This window comes from uncultured Schumannella sp., assembly GCF_905479755.1.
Taxonomy (GTDB): domain Bacteria; phylum Actinomycetota; class Actinomycetes; order Actinomycetales; family Microbacteriaceae; genus DCRR01.
The window spans coordinates 1-17,701 of the sequence record NZ_CAJQNT010000015.1 but is presented as its reverse complement, the minus strand read 5'-3'; the positions used below and the strand labels follow the sequence as shown (position 1 = coordinate 17,701).

The 17,701-nt window shown below is 67.7% G+C and carries 17 protein-coding genes; 1 reads left to right on the top strand and 16 read right to left on the bottom strand.

The features are described 5' to 3' along the window. The 4 genes from QZ258_RS04655 to QZ258_RS04640 form a co-directional block, all read right to left on the bottom strand. The coding region (locus tag QZ258_RS04655; protein ID WP_294179406.1) for a cbb3-type cytochrome c oxidase subunit I at window positions 1–1,565 on the bottom strand (1,565 nt) is incomplete at its 3' end. Next, complete coding sequence (gene coxB / locus QZ258_RS04650; protein WP_294179404.1) at window positions 1,565–2,380, bottom strand: cytochrome c oxidase subunit II; 816 nt, start codon at window positions 2,378–2,380, stop codon at window positions 1,565–1,567. The genes coxB and QZ258_RS04655, both read right to left, overlap by 1 nt. A gap of 202 nt (window positions 2,381–2,582) precedes the next feature. Continuing rightward, on the bottom strand, window positions 2,583–2,957 hold the full coding sequence (locus QZ258_RS04645; RefSeq protein ID WP_294179403.1) for an iron-sulfur cluster assembly accessory protein: 375 nt from the start codon (window positions 2,955–2,957) through the stop codon (window positions 2,583–2,585). 10 nt (window positions 2,958–2,967) lie between these two features. Next, a complete protein-coding gene (locus QZ258_RS04640; protein ID WP_294179401.1) occupies window positions 2,968–4,389 on the bottom strand; it encodes a dipeptidase in 1,422 nt (473 codons plus the stop codon). A gap of 41 nt (window positions 4,390–4,430) precedes the next feature. Between QZ258_RS04640 and QZ258_RS04635 the strand changes: the two genes are divergently transcribed. Further along, a complete protein-coding gene (locus tag QZ258_RS04635; protein ID WP_294179399.1) occupies window positions 4,431–4,991 on the top strand; it encodes a DUF3043 domain-containing protein in 561 nt (186 codons plus the stop codon). A 3-nt stretch (window positions 4,992–4,994) separates the two neighbouring features. Here QZ258_RS04635 and QZ258_RS04630 read toward each other — a convergent pair whose 3' ends face one another. The 12 genes from QZ258_RS04630 to QZ258_RS04575 form a co-directional block, all read right to left on the bottom strand. Continuing rightward, on the bottom strand, window positions 4,995–6,023 hold the full coding sequence (locus QZ258_RS04630) for a quinone-dependent dihydroorotate dehydrogenase (RefSeq protein WP_294179397.1): 1,029 nt from the start codon (window positions 6,021–6,023) through the stop codon (window positions 4,995–4,997). A 12-nt stretch (window positions 6,024–6,035) separates the two neighbouring features. Next, the gene (gene nrdR, locus QZ258_RS04625) at window positions 6,036–6,554 is read right to left on the bottom strand and encodes a transcriptional regulator NrdR (protein ID WP_294179394.1); all 519 of its coding nucleotides are present in this window, start codon (window positions 6,552–6,554) and stop codon (window positions 6,036–6,038) included. Window positions 6,555–6,620: 66 nt separating this feature from the next. Next, a complete protein-coding gene (gene hisD / locus QZ258_RS04620) occupies window positions 6,621–7,928 on the bottom strand; it encodes a histidinol dehydrogenase (RefSeq protein WP_294179391.1) in 1,308 nt (435 codons plus the stop codon). Window positions 7,929–7,952: 24 nt separating this feature from the next. Then, on the bottom strand, window positions 7,953–11,468 hold the full coding sequence (dnaE, locus tag QZ258_RS04615) for a DNA polymerase III subunit alpha (RefSeq protein ID WP_294179389.1): 3,516 nt from the start codon (window positions 11,466–11,468) through the stop codon (window positions 7,953–7,955). 60 nt (window positions 11,469–11,528) lie between these two features. Next, window positions 11,529–12,452 carry an RluA family pseudouridine synthase gene (locus QZ258_RS04610; protein ID WP_294179387.1) on the bottom strand — a complete coding sequence of 308 codons (924 nt, stop codon included), beginning with the start codon at window positions 12,450–12,452 and terminating at the stop codon, window positions 11,529–11,531. Then, complete coding sequence (gene lspA / locus QZ258_RS04605) at window positions 12,449–13,054, bottom strand: signal peptidase II (RefSeq protein WP_294179385.1); 606 nt, start codon at window positions 13,052–13,054, stop codon at window positions 12,449–12,451. The genes QZ258_RS04610 and lspA overlap by 4 nt, the downstream gene beginning before the upstream one ends. Next, window positions 13,041–13,883, bottom strand: a complete 843-nt coding sequence (locus QZ258_RS04600) for a DivIVA domain-containing protein (RefSeq protein ID WP_363182035.1) — start codon at window positions 13,881–13,883, stop codon at window positions 13,041–13,043. The genes lspA and QZ258_RS04600 overlap by 14 nt, the downstream gene beginning before the upstream one ends. A gap of 167 nt (window positions 13,884–14,050) precedes the next feature. Continuing rightward, entirely contained in the window at window positions 14,051–14,353 is a 303-nt protein-coding gene (locus QZ258_RS04595) for a YggT family protein (protein WP_294179382.1), read from the bottom strand. 56 nt (window positions 14,354–14,409) lie between these two features. Then, window positions 14,410–14,862, bottom strand: a complete 453-nt coding sequence (gene sepF, locus QZ258_RS04590; protein ID WP_294179380.1) for a cell division protein SepF — start codon at window positions 14,860–14,862, stop codon at window positions 14,410–14,412. A 32-nt stretch (window positions 14,863–14,894) separates the two neighbouring features. After that, window positions 14,895–15,578, bottom strand: coding sequence for a YggS family pyridoxal phosphate-dependent enzyme (locus QZ258_RS04585; protein ID WP_294179377.1), 684 nt, complete (start codon window positions 15,576–15,578; stop codon window positions 14,895–14,897). Further along, on the bottom strand, window positions 15,575–16,720 hold the full coding sequence (gene ftsZ / locus QZ258_RS04580) for a cell division protein FtsZ (RefSeq protein WP_294179376.1): 1,146 nt from the start codon (window positions 16,718–16,720) through the stop codon (window positions 15,575–15,577). Before ftsZ ends, QZ258_RS04585 begins: the two co-directional genes overlap by 4 nt. A 158-nt stretch (window positions 16,721–16,878) precedes the next feature. Further along, the coding region (locus tag QZ258_RS04575) for an FtsQ-type POTRA domain-containing protein (RefSeq protein ID WP_294179375.1) at window positions 16,879–17,701 on the bottom strand (823 nt) is incomplete at its 5' end.

Sequence of the window (17,701 nt, the reverse complement as noted above, 5' to 3'; positions counted from 1 at the left end):
GGCGGGGATGACGTCAGCCACTCCAAGGTTCTGCCATTCCAGGGATCGCCGGTTGTGTCGCCCAGCTTTTCACGCTGCCTTGCGCTTACGACGAGTTGGACGACCATCAAGATCAGTCCGATGAAGATGACGACGGCGCCGATGGCTGCAACGATGAGGTAAGGCTGCCAGGCCGGGTTGTCGTAATGCTCCATTCGCCGCGGCATGCCCATGAAGCCCAGCGCGTAAAGCGGCATGAATGCCAGATAGAAGCCAATCATCCAACACCAGAAGGCGGCCTTGCCCCAGCGCTCATCGAGCTTGAAGCCGATGGCCTTGGGGAACCAATATTGGTAACCGGCGAAGTAGCCGAACAGAGCACCCGGGATCAGCATGTTGTGGAAGTGGGCGACGAGGAACGTCGTGTTGTGCATCAAATAATCAGCGGGTGGCATGGCGAGAAGGACACCGGTGACACCGCCGATGACAAACGTGACGATGAACCCGAGGGTCCAATGCATCTCTTGGGAAAACCGGACGCGTCCGCGGTACATTGTGAAAAGCCAGTCGAAGATCTTCACGCCGGTCGGGACGGCGATGAGCATCGTCATCAGCGCGAACCACGGGAGCAGCACCGAACCGGTGACGTACATGTGGTGGGCCCACACCGTGACCGAGAGCGCCGCAATCGCGATCGTCGCGTAGACGAGCGTCTTGTAGCCGAAGATCGGCTTCCGGCTGAAGACCGGGAAGACCTCACTCACGATCCCGAAGAAGGGCAGAGCGATGATGTAGACCTCGGGGTGACCGAAGAACCAGAACAGGTGCTGCCACAGGATCGTTCCGCCGTTCGCGGGATCCAACAGATGAGACTCGAAGACACGGTCCGCACCGAGTGCGAAGAGCCCGACCGCGAGCACCGGGAACGCGAGCAGCACCAGGATCGAGGTGACGAGCGCGTTCCAGGTGAAGATCGGCATCCGCCACATCGTCATGCCCGGCGCGCGCATCGTGATGATCGTCGTGATGAAGTTGACGGCACCGAGAATCGTGCCGAAACCGCTGAGCGCGAGGCCGAAGACCCAGAGGTTTCCTCCGAGTCCCGGGCTGAAGGTCGTGCTCGACAGCGGTGTGTAGGCCGTCCAGCCGAAGCCGGCCGCACCCTGCGGGGTGAAGAAGCCCGCGACCGCGATGAGCGAGCCGAAGCTGTAGAACCAGTACGCGAGCGCGTTCAAGCGCGGGAACGCGACGTCCGGCGCACCGATCTGGAGGGGCATCAAGACGTTGGCGAAACCGGCGAACAGCGGCGTCGCGAACATCAGCAGCATGATCGTGCCGTGCATTGTGAACAGCTGGTTGTACTGCTCATTCGACTGCACGAGATCGACGCCGGGGGTGAAGAGCTCGGCGCGGATGACGAGCGCGAGCACACCACCGATCAGGAAGTAGATGAACGAGGTGATCAGGTACAGGTACCCGATCGTCTTGTGATCCGTCGTGGTGATCCACTTGACGAAGACGTTGGCCTTGCGCTCGACCGCCGGCGTTCCGGTCGGCGACGTCGGGGTTGCAGTCGCGGTGCTCATCAGGACTCGTCCTCGCTCGTTCCGCCGGTACCCGGCAGGTTCTGGTTCACGTTGAAGTCGGCGCCGAGACGGCCCTCGAAGCCCGCGTCACGAAGCGATTCGATGTATGCGTCGTACTCGGCCTGCGAGACGACCTTCACCTGGAAGAGCATGTCGGCGTGATACTCGCCGCAGAGCTCGGCGCACTTGCCGGCGTACGTGCCCTCCTTCTCGGGGACGAAGTACATGTAGTTCGTCTTGGCCGGGATCATGTCCTTCTTGTACAAGAAGTCGATGACCCAGAACGAGTGCGCGACGTCGCGCGACTCGATGTTCAGCTGCACCTTCTGGCCGACCGGCAGGTACAGCGTCGGGAGCTGCGACTCGTCGAGACTGCCATCGAGGTTCAGACGGTCCTGAGCTTGGATCCCGGGCGAGTAGACGTCTTCGTCGAGGTAGTTGAAGTCCCAGGCCCAGCGCTTCCCATAGACCTCGATCTGCACGTCGGGGTCACCCGGATCGGTCTCGATCGACACCTGCTCGCGCACCGTGAAGGCGAAGAAACCCAGCACCAGGATGAGCGGCACGATCGTGTAGAAGATCTCGATCGGCATGTTGTAGCGCAACTGCGCCGGGAAGCCGGTCTGGCCCTTGCGGCGGCGGTAGGCCACGGCAGCCCAGATGATGAGCGCCCAGGTGATCAGACCGACGACGAGCAGCACGATCCACGAGTTCACCCAGAGGTTGATGATCCCCTCGGTGTGGTTCGTGACGTCGGGCCCGCCGGGCAGGAAGCCCTGGACCTGTTCTTGCGTGCACCCGGCGAGTACCAGCATTGCGGCACCCCCGATGGGCACTGCGGCCCAGCGGGCCAGACGGGATCGGCGGGGCCGACTCGGGGAGCGATGGGAGCGCACCTGGAACCTCTCGGAATTGCGACGCATGTTCGAGCCCATCCTAGCAACCCGACGGGCCCCGAACTTTCCGTCCGGGGCCCGTGGCGCGTGATTTATCGCGCTTCTTTCACACGAATGCGAGTCAGTGGAAGCTGTCTCCGCAGGCGCAGCTGCCGGACGCGTTCGGGTTGTCGATCGTGAAACCCTGCTTCTGGATCGAGTCCTCGAAGTCGATCGCGGCGCCGTCGAGGTAGGGAACGCTCATCTTGTCCACCACGACCTCGACGCCGTCGAAGTCGCGCGTCGCGTCGCCGTCGAGAAGGCGCTCATCGAAATACAGCTGGTAGATGAGGCCCGAGCAGCCCCCGGGCTGGACCGCAACGCGCAGACGCAGATCGTCACGACCCTCCTGCTCGAGCAGTGCGCGCACCTTGGTGGCGGCGACGTCGGTCAAAGAGACGCCGTGAGCAGACGGCTCGGTGGTGTTCGGCGCGGCAGCGGTCGTCGTGTCGGTCATGTGCGTCATTCTACGCCGCCCCACTGGTCGAGCGCTGATCCAGGCGCGACAGCAGCAGCGCCTCCGCCAGGATCGCCCGCCGGAAGGTGGGAACGTGCAGCGACTCATTCGGACTGTGCGCGCGCGAGTCCGGGTCCTCGACGCCGGTCACCAGGATCTGGGCGTCGGGGAACATCTCCACCAGTTCGGCGATGAACGGGATCGAGCCGCCCACCCCCATCTGCACGGGCTCCGCCCCGTAGGCTTCCTCCATCGTCTCGAGCGCGTCAGCGACCGCCCAGCCGCGGGTGTCGACGAGGAACGCCTCACCGGTCTCGATCTCGCCGAACTCGAGCTTCGCGCCAAACGCCGCATTCGCCTGCAGGTGCGCGATGAGCGCCTCGCGCGCCTCCCCCGCGCTCTGGCCGGGCGCCACGCGCGCGCTCACCCGCACGCGCACCGAGGGAACAAGCGTGTTGGAGGCGTTGCGCACCGTCGGCGCGTCGATCCCCGTGACCGTAATCGACGGCTGGTCCCAGATCCGGGACAGGATGGTGCCGGTCCCGACCGGCTGCACACTCTCAAGCAGTCCGGTCTCGGCCCGCAGGCGCGCCTCGTCGTAGTCAGGTGTCGCCGACTCACGGCCGCGCAGCCCCGGCACGGCGACCGAGCCGTTCTCATCCCAGAGCGAGTCGAGCGTCCGGATCGCGGCGAGCATCGCGTCGGGCACCGCTCCCCCGAACATCCCCGAGTGCGAGGCGTGGTCGAGCGTCGTGGCGGTCAGGTTGAAGGCGACGGCACCCCGGAGCCCGACGGTGAGCGCCGGAGTATCGAGATCCCAGTTCCCCGAGTCGGCAACGACGATCACGTCGGCCGACAGCGCCTCCCGGTGCTCGGCGAGGAAGCTGGAGAAGGACGGAGAGCCGAACTCCTCCTCGCCCTCGACGAACAGCACGAGACCGAGGTCGAGGTCCGCAGCGCTCGAGGCGGTGAGCGCGCGGATTGCGGCGAGGTGGCTGAGCACCCCGGCCTTGTCGTCGGCGGCGCCGCGCGCATAGAGGCGGTCACCGCGCAGGGTGGGCTCGAACGGCGCCGAATCCCAGACCTCGGGATCCCCCTCGGGCTGGACGTCGTGGTGCGCGTAGAGCAGCACCGTCGGGCGGCCGTTGCGCGCGGCGCGGGTGGCGAGCACCGCGGGCTTTCCGCGACGGTCGGTCCCCGGAATCGGCGCATCGAAGATGTCGACCGCATCGAAGACGCCCGTCTCGCGCGCGAGTTCGGCAACGCGCTCGGCGCTACGCCGCACGTGCTCGAAGTCGAAGCCGTCCCAGGAGACCGAGGGGATGCGGACCAGATCGGTGAGTTCGGCGATCGCGCGCGGGAAGCCGGCATCCACCGCCTCCCGGAGCGCGTCAGCGTGCGGGGAGGCGTGTGCGGGGGAGTCTGAGGCCATGCGACTAATCTTAAGGAGACCCCGAGAGCAAGGAACCCCCCGTGGCCAAGACCCCGCAGACCCCGCAAGACGACGACGAACTCGCCGTCGGCAAGGGGCGCCCGACGCCCACGCGTGCGGAGCGCGAAGCGGCTCGCAAGCGCCCGCTCGTCCCGAACGATCGCCGCGCCGCCGCCAAGGAACGCCGTGAGCGCCTCAACACGCAGCGCGAACGCGCCCGCATCGGGATGGCGAACGGCGAAGAGCGCTTCCTGCCGCTGCGCGACAAGGGCCCGCAGAAGAAGTTCGTGCGCGACTACGTGGATGCGCGGTTCAGCCCGGGCGAGATCATGCTCCCCCTCGTCGCGGTGTTCCTCGTGATCTCGTTCATTCCCTACCCTGGCGTGGCCGAGTACGGCATCCTCGCCGTCTGGGCATTCTTCTTCCTCGTCATCATCGACAGCGTGCTCCTCGGAATGCGTTTGAAGAAGCGCCTCGGCGAGAAGTTCGGCGAGAGCAAGGTCGAGAAGGGCTACCGCTGGTACGCCGCGATGCGCGCGCTGCAGATGCGCCCGCTGCGCCTGCCGAAGCCCCAGGTCACGCGCGGAGACGTCCCCAAGTAGGGATCAGTCGAGCGTCGCGATCAGTTCGCGCGTGATCTGCCGCGCCCAGCCGGGGCCGCGGTAGAGGAATCCGGTGTAGCCCTGCACGAGCGTGGCGCCGGCGTCGAGCCGTTCACGGACGTCACGACCGGTCTCGACACCTCCGACCGAGATCAGGCACCGATCGGCCGGGAGCGCGGCGCGCACGACGCGCAGCACCTCGAGCGAGCGGGCCGCGAGCGGGGCACCCGAGAGTCCGCCGGCGCCGATCTCGGCGACGCGCGCCGAGTCGGTGACGAGACCCTCGCGCGACAGCGTCGTGTTGGTCGCGATCACCCCGGCGAGGTCGAGTTCGACGCTCAGCTCGGCGATGCGCCGGGCCTGCTCATCGGTCACATCGGGAGCAATCTTCACCAGCACCGGGGTCTTTCCCGCGGCCGCCCGCACCGCGGTGAGAAGCGGGGCGAGCTGGTCGAGCTCCTGCAGGCCGCGGAGCCCCGGCGTGTTGGGGGAACTGACGTTCACCACCAGGTAGTCCGCGTGCGGTGCGAGAATCCGCGCACTCTCGAGGTAGTCGGCGGTGGCATTCTCGACATCGACGATGCGGGACTTGCCGATGTTAACGCCGATGACCGGCCGGCGCGAGCGACGACGTTCACGGTCGAGTCGCGGGGCTGCCGCCGCCGCGCCGCCGTTGTTGAACCCCATCCGGTTGATCACGGCGCGATCAGGAATCAGGCGGAACAGGCGGGGCTTGGGGTTGCCCGGCTGCGCGTGCGCCGTGAGGGTGCCGACCTCGACGTGGCCGAATCCGAGCTGACCGAGTCCGCGGATGCCGCGGGCGTCCTTGTCGAATCCGGCGGCCACCCCGAAGGGAGTCTCGAACTCGAGGCCGAGCGTCTGCACGCGCAGCCGCGGATCGCGCGGACCGGTGCGCGCGAGGAGAGCACCGAGGCCCAGCCACGGCAGGGCTCTGATCACCACGAAGGCCAGGTGATGGGCGAGTTCGGGGTCGAGGCGCGCGAGAACGACGCGAAAGAGAGTGCGGTACATACCGCCCTCAGGCTATCGCTGTTCGCTGCCTGCCGAGGCGCTCGCGCCACCATCAGCGGGGGCCCCGTCCGGCTGCTGCGCACTCGCGTGCTCCACCCGCAGGAGCGTGATCGCCGTCTCGAAGTCGTCGAGCGAATCGAAGGCCTGGTAGACGCTCGCGAAACGCAGATAGGCGACCTCGTCGAGTTCGCGCAGCGGCGGGAGCGTCGCCAACCCGATGTCGTTCGCATCGACCTGCGAGACACCGGTCGCGCGAATCGTCTCCTCGACCGTCTGCGCCAGCAGGGCGAGTTGCGCGTCGGTCACGGGGCGACCCTGGCAGGCCTTGCGCACCCCCACCACGATCTTGTCGCGACTGAATGGCTCGACGATGCCGCTGCGCTTGACCACGCTCAGACTCGCGGTCTCGGTCGTCGTGAATCGACCTCCGCATTCCGGGCACTGCCGGCGGCGGCGGATCGCGAGCCCGTCATCGCTCGTGCGCGAGTCGATGACACGGCTGTCGGGGTGACGGCAGAATGGGCAGTACATGGTGCCGTCAGGATAGTCCCCGAGCCCCGGTCGAGCTGGGAGGCTCCCCGTGAAGGGGCCGCACGGCTACTCGGCGAACCGCGCGTCGACGGCGTCGCCGTGCGCGGGCAGGTGCTCGGCATCGCTCAGGTTGCGGATGAGCGGAGCCACCTGCTGGAGTCCCTCGTGCGTGTAGCGGATGATCTGCTGCGACCGCAGAAAGGTCGACGCCCCGAGGCCCGCCGAGAAGCGCGACTGCCCACCCGTCGGGAGGACGTGGTTGGAGCCCGCCACGTAGTCACCGAGACTCACCGGCGAGTCGGCCCCCAGGAAGATGGCGCCCGCGTTGGTGATCAGATCGAACACCTCGCCGAGGTTCGCCGTCTGGATTTCGAGGTGCTCGGGCCCGTAGGCGTTGCTGACCGCGGCCGCGGCCGACATATCGTCGACCAGGACGATCGCGGACTGCCGACCGTCGAGCGCCTCGACGACACGGGCGGAGTGCCGCGTCGCGGGCGTCTGCGCGTCGAGTTCGGCCCGCACTCGCTCGGCGAGCGGCTCCGAGTCGGTCACGAGCACGGCGGCCGCGATCTCGTCGTGCTCAGCCTGGCTGATCAGGTCGGCCGCGACGAGGCGCGCGTCGGCGTGCTCGTCCGCAATGATCAGGATCTCGGTCGGCCCGGCTTCGGAGTCGATGCCCACCACGCCGCGCACGAGGCGCTTGGCCGCGGCGACGTACACGTTGCCCGGCCCGGTGATGAGATCCACCGGGTCGAGCGCGACATCGGCCACGCCATAGGCGAAGGCGCCGATCGCGCCCGCGCCGCCCATCGCGTAGACCTCTTCGACGCCGAGGAGCCCGCACGCGCCCAGGATGACGGGGTGCACCTCGCCGTTGAACTCGGCCTGCGGCGGGGAGGCGACGACGACCGAACGCACGCCCGCCACCTGGGCGGGCACGACGTTCATCACGACGCTCGAGGGGTACACGGCCTTGCCGCCGGGAACGTAGAGCCCGACCCGCGTGACGGGCTGCCAACGCTGGATGACCTCGGCACCCGGACCGAGCGCCGTCACCGCGGCGGGCGGAACCTGCGCCTGGCTTGCGACGCGGACGCGCGCGATGGCCTCCTCGATCGCGGCTCGCACCGCGGGGTCCAGGGCGGCGACCGCGGCGGTGATGCGTGCCGGGTCGACCCGGATGCTGTCCGGCTCGGCGCGGTCGAAACGGCTCGCCTGCTCGCGCAGCGCCGCCTCTCCGCGGTCACGGACATCGGAGATGAGCGCCGCGGCTGCCTCGCTGGCGACGGCGACATCGACCCGCGCGCGCGGGACGAGATCGGCGAGTTCGGCTCGGGAGGGGTGGCGACCGCGAAGATCGAGGGTCTGAATCATGGCTCGACCATGCTAGTCGCCTAATCAGACCACGCAGTTGGGGCCGAGGAGTCCTTTGAGCTCGCCGTAGAGATCCGCGGTCACGGTCACCGGGTACGGAATCTCGAACATGCGGGCGTTGTCCCCGCGGACGAGGCGGAGACGCACCTCGTTGTCGCCGGCGTGGCGAATCAGCACGTCGTTGAGCTTCGAGACCACCTCGGTCGTCGCGCGCGTCTCGGGAACCGAGATCACCAGCGGGCCGGTGCCGAGGCTCTGCCCGATCTCGGGCTGGAACAGCGAGACGGCGTGCAGGTTCATTCCGTCGTCGCGCACGCTCACCCGGCCGCGCACCACCACGATCGAGTCGCCGACGAGCGCGGGCGAGAACTCCTGATAGGTCTTGCCGAGGAACATCACGGTGATCTCGCCGCTGAAGTCCTCCAACTGGATGATCCCGTATTGGTTTCCCGAGTTGCGGGCCGTGCGGTGCTGCACGCTCGTGACGAGTCCGGCGACCGTGACGGTCTCGCCGTCCATCGGTGAATCGGCGTCGAGGAGCTCCGCGATCGTGGTGCTGGCGTGGCGGGCGAGCTGATTCTCCAGGCCCGCGAGCGGGTGGTCGCTCACGTACAGCCCGAGCATTTCCCGCTCGAAGGCGAGCTTGTCGCGCTTGGTCCATTCGGGCCGTTCCGGCACGGCCTGGACGGCATGCTCGGGCTCGTCCCACAGGCTGTCGAAGTCGAAGCCGACCTGCCCGTTGGCGGCGGCGCGCTTCTCGCTGACGGCCTGCTCCACCGCCGATTCGTGGATCTCGATGAGCGCCCGCCGGGTCGATCCGAGCGAATCGAAGGCCCCCGCTTTGATGAGCGACTCGACGGTGCGCTTATTGGCCGCCGCGAGCGGGATCTTCCGCAGGAAGTCGTGGAAGCTCGAAAACGCGCCCTCGCGTTCGCGGGCGGCCTTGATGTGCTCGACGACGCCGAACCCCACATTGCGGACCGCGCCCATGCCGAAGCGGATGTCGTCGCCCACCGCCGCGAAGTATCCGATCGACTCGTTGACGTCGGGCGCGAGCACGTTGATCTTCATCCGACGGCACTCGTTGAGATAGATCGCGAGCTTGTCGCGGGCGTCGCCCACGCTCGTGAGCAGTGCGGCCATGTACTCCGCCGGGTAGTGCGCCTTCAGGTAGGCCGTCCAGTAGCTCAAGATCCCGTAGGCGGCCGAGTGGGCCTTGTTGAAGGCGTAGTCGGAGAAGGGAAGCAGGATGTCCCACAGCGTCTTGATTGCCGTCGCCGAATAGCCGTTGGCGGTCATCCCCGCGCTGAATCCCTCGTACTGCTTGTCGAGTTCGGACTTCTTCTTCTTGCCCATCGCGCGGCGCAGAATGTCGGCCTGACCGAGTGAGAAGCCCGCGACGCGCTGGGCGATCGCCATGACCTGCTCTTGGTAGATGATCAGGCCGTAGCTGGCGTCGAGAATGTCGGCGAGCGGCTCGGCGAGCTCCGGGTGGATCGGGGTGATCTCCTGCTGGCCGTTCTTGCGCAACGCGTAATTGGTGTGCGAGTTCGCGCCCATCGGGCCCGGTCGATACAGGGCGATGACGGCGGAGATGTCTTCGAAGTTGTCCGGCTTCATCAGGCGCAGCAACGAGCGCATCGGCCCGCCATCGAGCTGGAAAACGCCGAGCGTGTCACCGCGGCCGAGCAGCTCATAGGCGGGGCGATCGTCGAGTTCGAGCTCTTCCAGCACCGGGCGGAACCCGCGGTTCGCTTCGATGTTGTCGAGGGCGTCGTCGATGATGGTGAGGTTGCGCAGCCCCAAGAAGTCCATCTTGATGAGGCCGAGGGCTTCCGAGGCGGGGTAGTCGAACTGCGTGACGATCTGGCCGTCCTGCTCCCGCTTCATGATCGGGATGATGTCGATGAGCGGCTCGCTCGACATGATGACGCCGGCCGCGTGCACGCCCCACTGGCGCTTCAAGCCCTCCAGTCCGCGCGCCGTCTCGAACACGCGCCGCGCATCCGGATCGGAGTCGATGACGGCGCGGATGTCGCCCGCCTCTTTGTAGCGTTCGTGGTCCTTGTCGTAGATGCCGGAGAGCGGGATGTCCTTGCCCATGACGGCGGCGGGCATCGCTTTGGTGAGCTTCTCCCCCATGCCGAAGGGGAATCCGAGCACGCGGCTCGAGTCCTTGAGCGCCTGCTTGGCCTTGATCGTGCCGTAGGTCACGATCTGCGCGACGCGCTCGTCGCCGTACTTCTCGGTGACGTAGCGGATGACCTCACCGCGACGACGCTCGTCGAAGTCGACATCGAAGTCGGGCATCGAGACGCGATCCGGGTTCAGGAAGCGCTCGAAGATAAGGCCGTGCCGCAAGGGGTCGAGATCGGTGATCCGCATCGCGTACGCGGCCATCGAGCCGGCGCCGGAGCCACGCCCCGGACCGACGCGGATGCCGTTCTCCTTCGCCCAGTTGATGAAGTCGGCGACGACCAGGAAGTAGCCGGGGAAGCCCATCTGCACGATGACGCCGACCTCGTAGTCGGCCTGCTTTCGCACCTCATCGGGGATGCCCGCCGGGTAGCGATCGTGCAGCCCCTTCTCCACCTCGGCAATGAACCAGGAGTCCTCGGTGTGCCCCTCGGGCACCGGGAAGCGCGGCATGTAGTTCGCCGAGGTATTGAACTCGACCTCGCAGCGCTCCGCGATCAGGAGCGTGTTGTCGCACGCCTCCGGGTAGTCGCGGAAGAGCTGTCGCATCTGCGCCGGGGTCTTCAAGTAGAACTCGTCGGCGTCGAACTTGAACCGATTCGGGTCGTCGAGCGTCGAGCCGGACTGCACGCACAGCAGCGCCGCGTGCGCCGAGGAGTCGTGCGGGTGAGTGTAGTGCAGGTCGTTCGTCGCGAGAAGCGGCAGATCGAGTTCCTTCGCCAGCCGGATCAGATCCGACATGATGCGCTTTTCGATCCCGAGACCGTGATCCATGATCTCGGCGAAGTAGTTCTCCGCGCCGAAAATGTCGCGGAAGTCCGCCGCGGCCTGCACCGCCTCGCGGTATTGCCCCAGCCGCAGCCGGGTCTGCACCTCGCCGCTCGGGCAGCCGGTCGTCGCGATCAGGCCCTTCCCGTAGGTCTCCAGCAGCTCCCGGTCCATGCGGGGCTTGAAGTAGTAGCCCTCGATCGAGGCGAGGCTGGAGAGCCGAAACAGGTTGTGCATGCCCGCGGTGTTCTCGGCGAGTAGCGTCATATGCGTGTAGGCGCCCGAACCCGAGACGTCGTCGCCGCCGCCGTTTCCCCAGCGCACGCGGGTCTTGTCGGTGCGGTGCGTCCCCGGGGTCAGGTAGGCCTCGGTGCCGATGATCGGCTTGACGCCCGCGTCGCGCGCCTTGCTCCAGAAGTCGAACGCCCCGAAGTTGTTGCCATGGTCGGTGATGGCGATCGCGGGCATCCCCTGCTCCGCGACGGCAGCCATGAGGTCGGCGACGCGCGCGGCTCCGTCGAGCATCGAGTACTCGCTGTGAACGTGCAGATGCACGAAGGAATCGCTGTCAGACACGCGCTCTCCGGTTGATGGAACGGGGACTCCCCCAGGGTAAACCGCCGCGCGGCATCCGGCTCAGTCGGCGCGCAAGAGATCGAGTGCGTGCTGCAAATCCGGCGGGTAGACGGACTCGAATTCGACCGCGTCGTGCGTGGCGGGATGCCGGAACCCCAGACGCATCGCGTGCAGCCACTGCCGGGTGAGCCCCACCCGCGCCGCCAGCGTCGGGTCACCGCCGTAGAGCGGATCCCCCACGCACGGGTGCTTCTGCGCTGCCATGTGGACGCGGATCTGGTGCGTGCGCCCCGTCTCGAGGTGCACCTCGAGCAGGGTGGCCCGGCGCATCGCTTCGAGGGTGTCGTAGTGCGTGACGCTCGGCTTGCCGTCGGCCGTGACAGCGAATTTCCAGCCCGCGCTCGGGTGGCGGCCGATGGGGGCGTCGATCGTGCCGGAGAACGGGTCGGGGTGCCCCTGGACGACCGCGTGATAAATCTTGGAGACCTCGCGGTCGTGGAAGGCGCGCTTCAGCCCGGCGTAGGCGTGTTCGCTCTTGGCCACGACCATGAGGCCGCTCGTTCCGACGTCGAGGCGGTGCACGATGCCCGCGCGCTCGGCGGCGCCGGAGGTGGCGATCCGGAAGCCAGCATCCGCGAGAGCGCCGAGCACCGTCGGCCCCTCCCACCCGACGGAGGGATGCGCCGCGACCCCGACCGGCTTGTCGATGACGACGATGTCGTCGTCATCGAAGACGATGCGGAAGTCGGGAACGCGCACCGGAACGATGCGCGGTTCGGACTTCGGGGTCCACTCCACCGACAACCAGGAGCCCGCGCGGACACGGTCGGACTTCGCGACGACGGCACCGTCGAGCTCGACCCCGCCCGCTGCGACGACCTCCGAGGCGAAGGTCCGCGAGAAGCCGAGGAGCTTGGCGACGGCCGCGTCAATGCGTTCCCCATCGAGCCCGTCCGGAACGGGAAGCGTCCGCTGTTCGGTCACGAGGACGACGTCGGCGAGTCTTCGCCGGCCGGTTCCGGCTTCGCCGAAGCCGAGTGGGTGCGGCTGCCGTCGAGGCTGACGCCGCGCAGCGAGAGCAGAATGAACAGCCCCATGCTGGAGACGATCGCGATGTCGGCGACGTTGAAGATTGCCGGGAAGTAGATCACCTGAATGAAGTCGATGACGTGCCCCTCCCCGAAGCTCGGCTCACGGGTGAGCCGGTCGGTCAGGTTGCCGAAGGCACCGCCGAGCACGAGTCCGAACATGACCGCCCACGCGAGTGAGCGGATGCGCGGCGCGAACCAGATGATCACGACCGTCACCCCGAGGGCGACCACCGACAGCACCCAGGTGAACCCGCTCGCGATCGAGAACGCCGCTCCGGGGTTCTTGACGTAGTGGAGCTGGAGGATCTCCCCGAGCACCGGGACGATTTCGTTCAGCTCGAGATTGCTGACGATCAGGTACTTCGTCAGCTGGTCCAGGCCGAACACCAGGAGCGCGACGAGACCGAGCAGGACGAGCACACGCGCGCTCGGACGCCGACGACCCGCGGGTGCGGGCCGTTCGGGCTCGATCTCGACCGGCTCAGTTGCCGCCAAAACCGGGGTACTCGGTGGGCTGCGGGTAGGCAGCGAAATCGTTCGACGGCGCCGGGTAGCCCTGCGGCGCGCTCGGCGCCTGCTGCGGCGCGGCCGGCTGTGCCGGGTAGGTCTGCTGCGGGGCGGACGGACCGGTGTACGGCTGCGGCGGCTGCTCCGCGTAGGGCTGCTGCGGCGCGGGCGGAGTCGGCGCGCTCTGCGGGGCGCTTTGTCCGTTCAGGGCGTTCGTGCTCTCGAGCTCGCGCAGCTGGCCTTCGATGTAGCCCTTGAGCTTCTCGCGGTACTCGCGCTCGAAGATGCGAAGCTCTTCGACCTTGCGCTCGAGCATCGCGTGCTCCTGCTGGAGCTGCCCGATCTGCTCGCGCTGCGACTGCTCGGCCTCGGCGACGATGCGCGCTGCCTGGGCCTGACCCTCCGCGACGAGCTGGTCGCGCTTTTCCATGCCCTCGCGGACGTGCTCTTCGTGGAGACGGCGAGCGAGCTGGAGGAGGTTGTTGGTGTTTCCGGGATCCATCGGATTCGGATCCATCGACTGCGCGAACTGCGGCTCGGGAACCGCGGTCGGCATGGGCGCGGCCATGGGTGCGGCGGCCGGCGCGGGCGCCGGAGCGACGGGGGCCGCAGGCGCGGCGCCGGAGCGCTGAAGCTCGGCGATCTTGTTGTCACTGGCGACCAGCCGCTGACGGAGCTCTTCGTTCTCCTGGTTCAGGCGTCGAAGCTCGACGACGACCTCGTCCAGGAAGTCATCGACCTCGTCCTGGTCGTAGCCCTCACGGAACTTCGTGGGTTGGAATCGCTTGTTGACCACGTCTTCCGGTGTGAGTGCCATGTGCGCCACCTCGTCCACTTTCCATCAAGGGGAGAACCCTCCCCGTTCACGCTGCCTTAAAGCTAGCAAGTTTCAGTCTCACCCAGAAGGTAAGAGTTTCACGATCATCGCCGCACTTACGCGCCGCCCCCGATCGTTGTGCCCAGCGTACAGCCCCGCTCTGGGATTTAACCCAGGGAACCGATCGCGGCGACGAGCGAGAAGCCGACGAAGCAGAGCAGCAGCACGATGCTCCAGGCGAGATCGAGCACGGCGCCCCCGAGCCGCAACGGCGGAACCACGCGACGGACGGCGCGGATCGGCGGATCCGTGACGGTGTAGCTCACCTCGGCGAGCACGAGCAACGGGCCCGTCGGACGCCAGCGCGGCGCGAGCACACGCGCCCAGTCGAAGCCGAAGCGGACCCACATCAAGACGAAGAAGATGGTGAGCGCGACACGAAGAACCAGGGCCACGATGGAGAAGATCACGCGACCATTCTCTCAGGGCGCGACGCGCCCTCGCGCCAGGGGCCCGCCGCGTCGAACTACTGACCGAAGAAGCCGGCGTCGACCTCAGGCTCGATCTCGGCCGCGTCGCCGCTGATCGCGACGTGTTCGGGCGAGAGAAGAAAGACCTTGCTCGTGACACGCTCGATCTTGCCGTAGAGACCCTGCGAGAGCCCGCTCGCGAAGTCGATCAGGCGGCGCGCGTCGGGTTCGCTCATCTGCGACAGGTTGATGATGACCGGGACACCCTCGCGGAAGCTCTCGGCGATCGTCTGGGCATCGCGGTACTGGCGCGGGTGCACCGTGAGAATCTCGTTCATGCCGGCGGGAGTCGCCTGGCGCGCCGCCGGACGGCGCAGGGGCGTGACGGGAGCGCGCGTGGCGGACGCGGGCGCGGAAATCGGGGCGACGGGCGCAGCCGGAAGCACATCGTCGTACTCTTCATCGGCCAGGCCGAGGTACACCATCGTCTTGCGCAGCGGGTTTGCCATGTCGTCCTCCGGATCGAACCTTCGAGTTGAGATTAACCGCGCTCCGGACGATTTCCCGTGATTGCGGTCCCGATGCGAAGGTGTGTCGCGCCCTCGCGGATGGCATCCGCGAAGTCGCCCGACATCCCCGCCGAGATCGCGCTGGCCTCGGGCGCGAGCTCGCGCAGCCGCTCGGAGACGGCGCGAACGCGTGCGAACGCCGCGCGCGGTTCCTCGCCCAACGGCGCGACCGCCATCACCCCGCGGAGTCGAATGCCGGGCGTCGCGAGGGCGAGTTCGGCGAGTTCGGTGACGCCGTCCGGACGAACGCCGCCGCGCGCGGGATCTTCCGTCAGGTTCAGCTCCAGGAAGCAGTCCAGGTCGGAGGTCTCGCTGTCGGCGAGGGCGCGCAGCAGCGAGGGACGATCGACCGAGTGAACGGCGCTGGCGTAGCGCCGCACGGCGCGCGCCTTGTTGCTCTGCAGCTGCCCCACGAAGTGCCACCGGACGTCGAGTTCGGCGCACTCGGCCGCCTTCGCGACGGCCTCCTGGTGCCGATTCTCGCCCACATCGCGCACGCCGAGCGCCGCGAGCTCGCGCACGAGGGAGGCCGGGTGGAACTTCGTGACGACGATGCGCGTGAGCTCGGACGCCGAACGGCCGGCCTCACGCGCGGCGTCCGCGATTGCGGCGTCGACGCGGGCCAACCGCGCGGCCAGGCCCGTCTCAGAACTCACTTCAAGAAGTCGGGAATGTCGAGTTCGCTGTCGTCATCGTCGAAGTCGTGATCGACGGGGACGGCACCGGTCGGAGTCTCCGGATCGGCGGACCAGCCGTGCGACTCCCCCGACGCCGACTCGGCCGCGACCGCAACCGGCACCGGAGCTTCGACGAAGTTCGAGCGCCGCTCGCTCGACGGGCGCGCACTGGGCTCGCCGCCGTCGAAGCCCGCGGCGATGACCGTCACGCGAACCTCATCGCCGAGCGTGTCATCGATCACGGCACCGAAGATGATGTTGGCCTCGGGGTGCACGGCCTCCTGGACCAGACGCGCGGCGTCGTTGATCTCGAAGATGCCGAGGTTGGATCCGCCTTGGATCGAGAGCAGCACACCGTGAGCGCCGTCGATGGATGCCTCCAGCAGCGGGCTCGCCACGGCGAGTTCGGCGGCCTTGATGGCACGGTCGGCGCCCCGGCTCGCGCCGATTCCCATGAGCGCGGAGCCGGCTCCCTGCATCACGCTCTTGACGTCGGCGAAGTCGAGGTTGATGAGTCCCGGGGTCGTGATCAGGTCGGTGATGCCCTGCACACCGGCGAGCAGCACCTGATCGGCGGTGGCGAACGCCTCGAGCATGCTGATGCCACGGTCGCTGATTTCGAGCAGGCGGTCATTGGGCACGACGATGAGGGTGTCGACCTCGTTCTTGAGCGCGAGGACGCCCGTGTCGGCCTGTGCCGAGCGGCGCTTGCCCTCGAAGGCGAACGGCTTGGTGACGACACCGATCGTCAGCGCTCCGATCGACTTCGCGATCCGAGCGACGACGGGCGCACCACCGGTTCCGGTGCCGCCGCCCTCGCCCGCGGTGACGAACACCATGTCGGCGCCGGCGAGCGCCTCTTCGATCTCCTCCGCGTGGTCTTCCGCGGCGCGACGACCCACCTCGGGGTCGGCGCCCGCTCCGAGACCGCGGGTGAGTTCGCGACCGACGTCGAGTTTGACGTCGGCGTCGCTCATGAGCAGCGCTTGCGCGTCGGTGTTGATGGCGATGAACTCGACACCGCGAAGACCGAGTTCGATCATCCGGTTGACGGCGTTGACCCCACCGCCGCCGATGCCGACGACCTTGATCACCGCGAGGTAGTTCTGGTTCGATGTCACGTTCGGCCTCCGTGCGGATGAAAGTCTCAACCTCTACTTGAAGTTTGGAGTCTTTCTCAGTACTCTGATTCGTTCACAAGGTACGTGCCCGGATGCGGCACGCCCGTCAAGTCGGCGCGTGTCGTGGCGAATCCCCAGGCAAGATCGCGCAGTCGCGATCATCCCTCGCGAAAGACCGCGCTCCCGGTGGCCGAGACGTCGTACTCCCCCGCACCCGACCCGCCCCACTGCGCCAGCAGCGCCGCCAAGATCACGGCCTTGCGATCCGAGGACTCCGCCGAACCCCACACAACGCTCTGCTGCGAGTCGCGCAGGCTGAAACTCACATCGTCGCGCGTGGTCGCGGTGATCCGGTCGACGCGCGCCACAACGTCCGCGGGCAACGCCAACAGGACCTCCGAGACCGCCGTCCGGACGGTTCCGTCGTCGCCACGCGGCAGATCCAGGATCGGCACCCCGTCGGGTCGTTCGCGCGTCTCCTCGATGACGATGCCGGCCGGGTCGACGAGTTGGAACACCGTGTCGCTCACGACCACGCCGATCGGCTCGCGCTCATCGATCTCGACCCGCATCGTGCTCGGCGGAATCAACTCGATCACGAAACTGCGGATGAGCGTGAACTGCGAGAGGTCATCCGCGATGCGCGCCTCGTCGAGAAGGGCCAACGGGGTTCCGATCTCCGCGTCGAGTGCCGCAACGATCTCGTCCGGGTCAAGCCGGTCCGTCCCGGCCACGACGACCTCGCGCAGGGCCAAAAGCGGCGAGAAGACCGCCATCGCGACCAGGCCCACCGCCGCCGCCACAACGCCGAGCCCGCCCAACAGGACCGTGCGCCGACGACGGGTCGCGGCCGTGAAACGCCGCACCTCCGCGCGCTCCTCGCGCCGCCGGGCCCGCGCCGCCGCACGGATCTCGGCTCGCGCGGTGCGTCGTCGAGACGCCGCCGACGCCGGCCGCGTCGGAGCGGAGTCGCGCGGCTTC

Coding starts and splice junctions, on each gene's coding strand:
- coxB (WP_294179404.1), bottom strand. CDS start 2,380: ATGCTGGTACTCGCCGGGTGCACGCAAGAACAGGTCCAGGGCTTCCTG.
- QZ258_RS04645 (WP_294179403.1), bottom strand. CDS start 2,957: ATGACCGACACGACGACCGCTGCCGCGCCGAACACCACCGAGCCGTCT.
- QZ258_RS04640 (WP_294179401.1), bottom strand. CDS start 4,389: ATGGCCTCAGACTCCCCCGCACACGCCTCCCCGCACGCTGACGCGCTC.
- QZ258_RS04630 (WP_294179397.1), bottom strand. CDS start 6,023: ATGTACCGCACTCTCTTTCGCGTCGTTCTCGCGCGCCTCGACCCCGAA.
- nrdR (WP_294179394.1), bottom strand. CDS start 6,554: ATGTACTGCCCATTCTGCCGTCACCCCGACAGCCGTGTCATCGACTCG.
- hisD (WP_294179391.1), bottom strand. CDS start 7,928: ATGATTCAGACCCTCGATCTTCGCGGTCGCCACCCCTCCCGAGCCGAA.
- QZ258_RS04600 (WP_363182035.1), bottom strand. CDS start 13,883: ATGGCACTCACACCGGAAGACGTGGTCAACAAGCGATTCCAACCCACG.
- sepF (WP_294179380.1), bottom strand. CDS start 14,862: ATGGCAAACCCGCTGCGCAAGACGATGGTGTACCTCGGCCTGGCCGAT.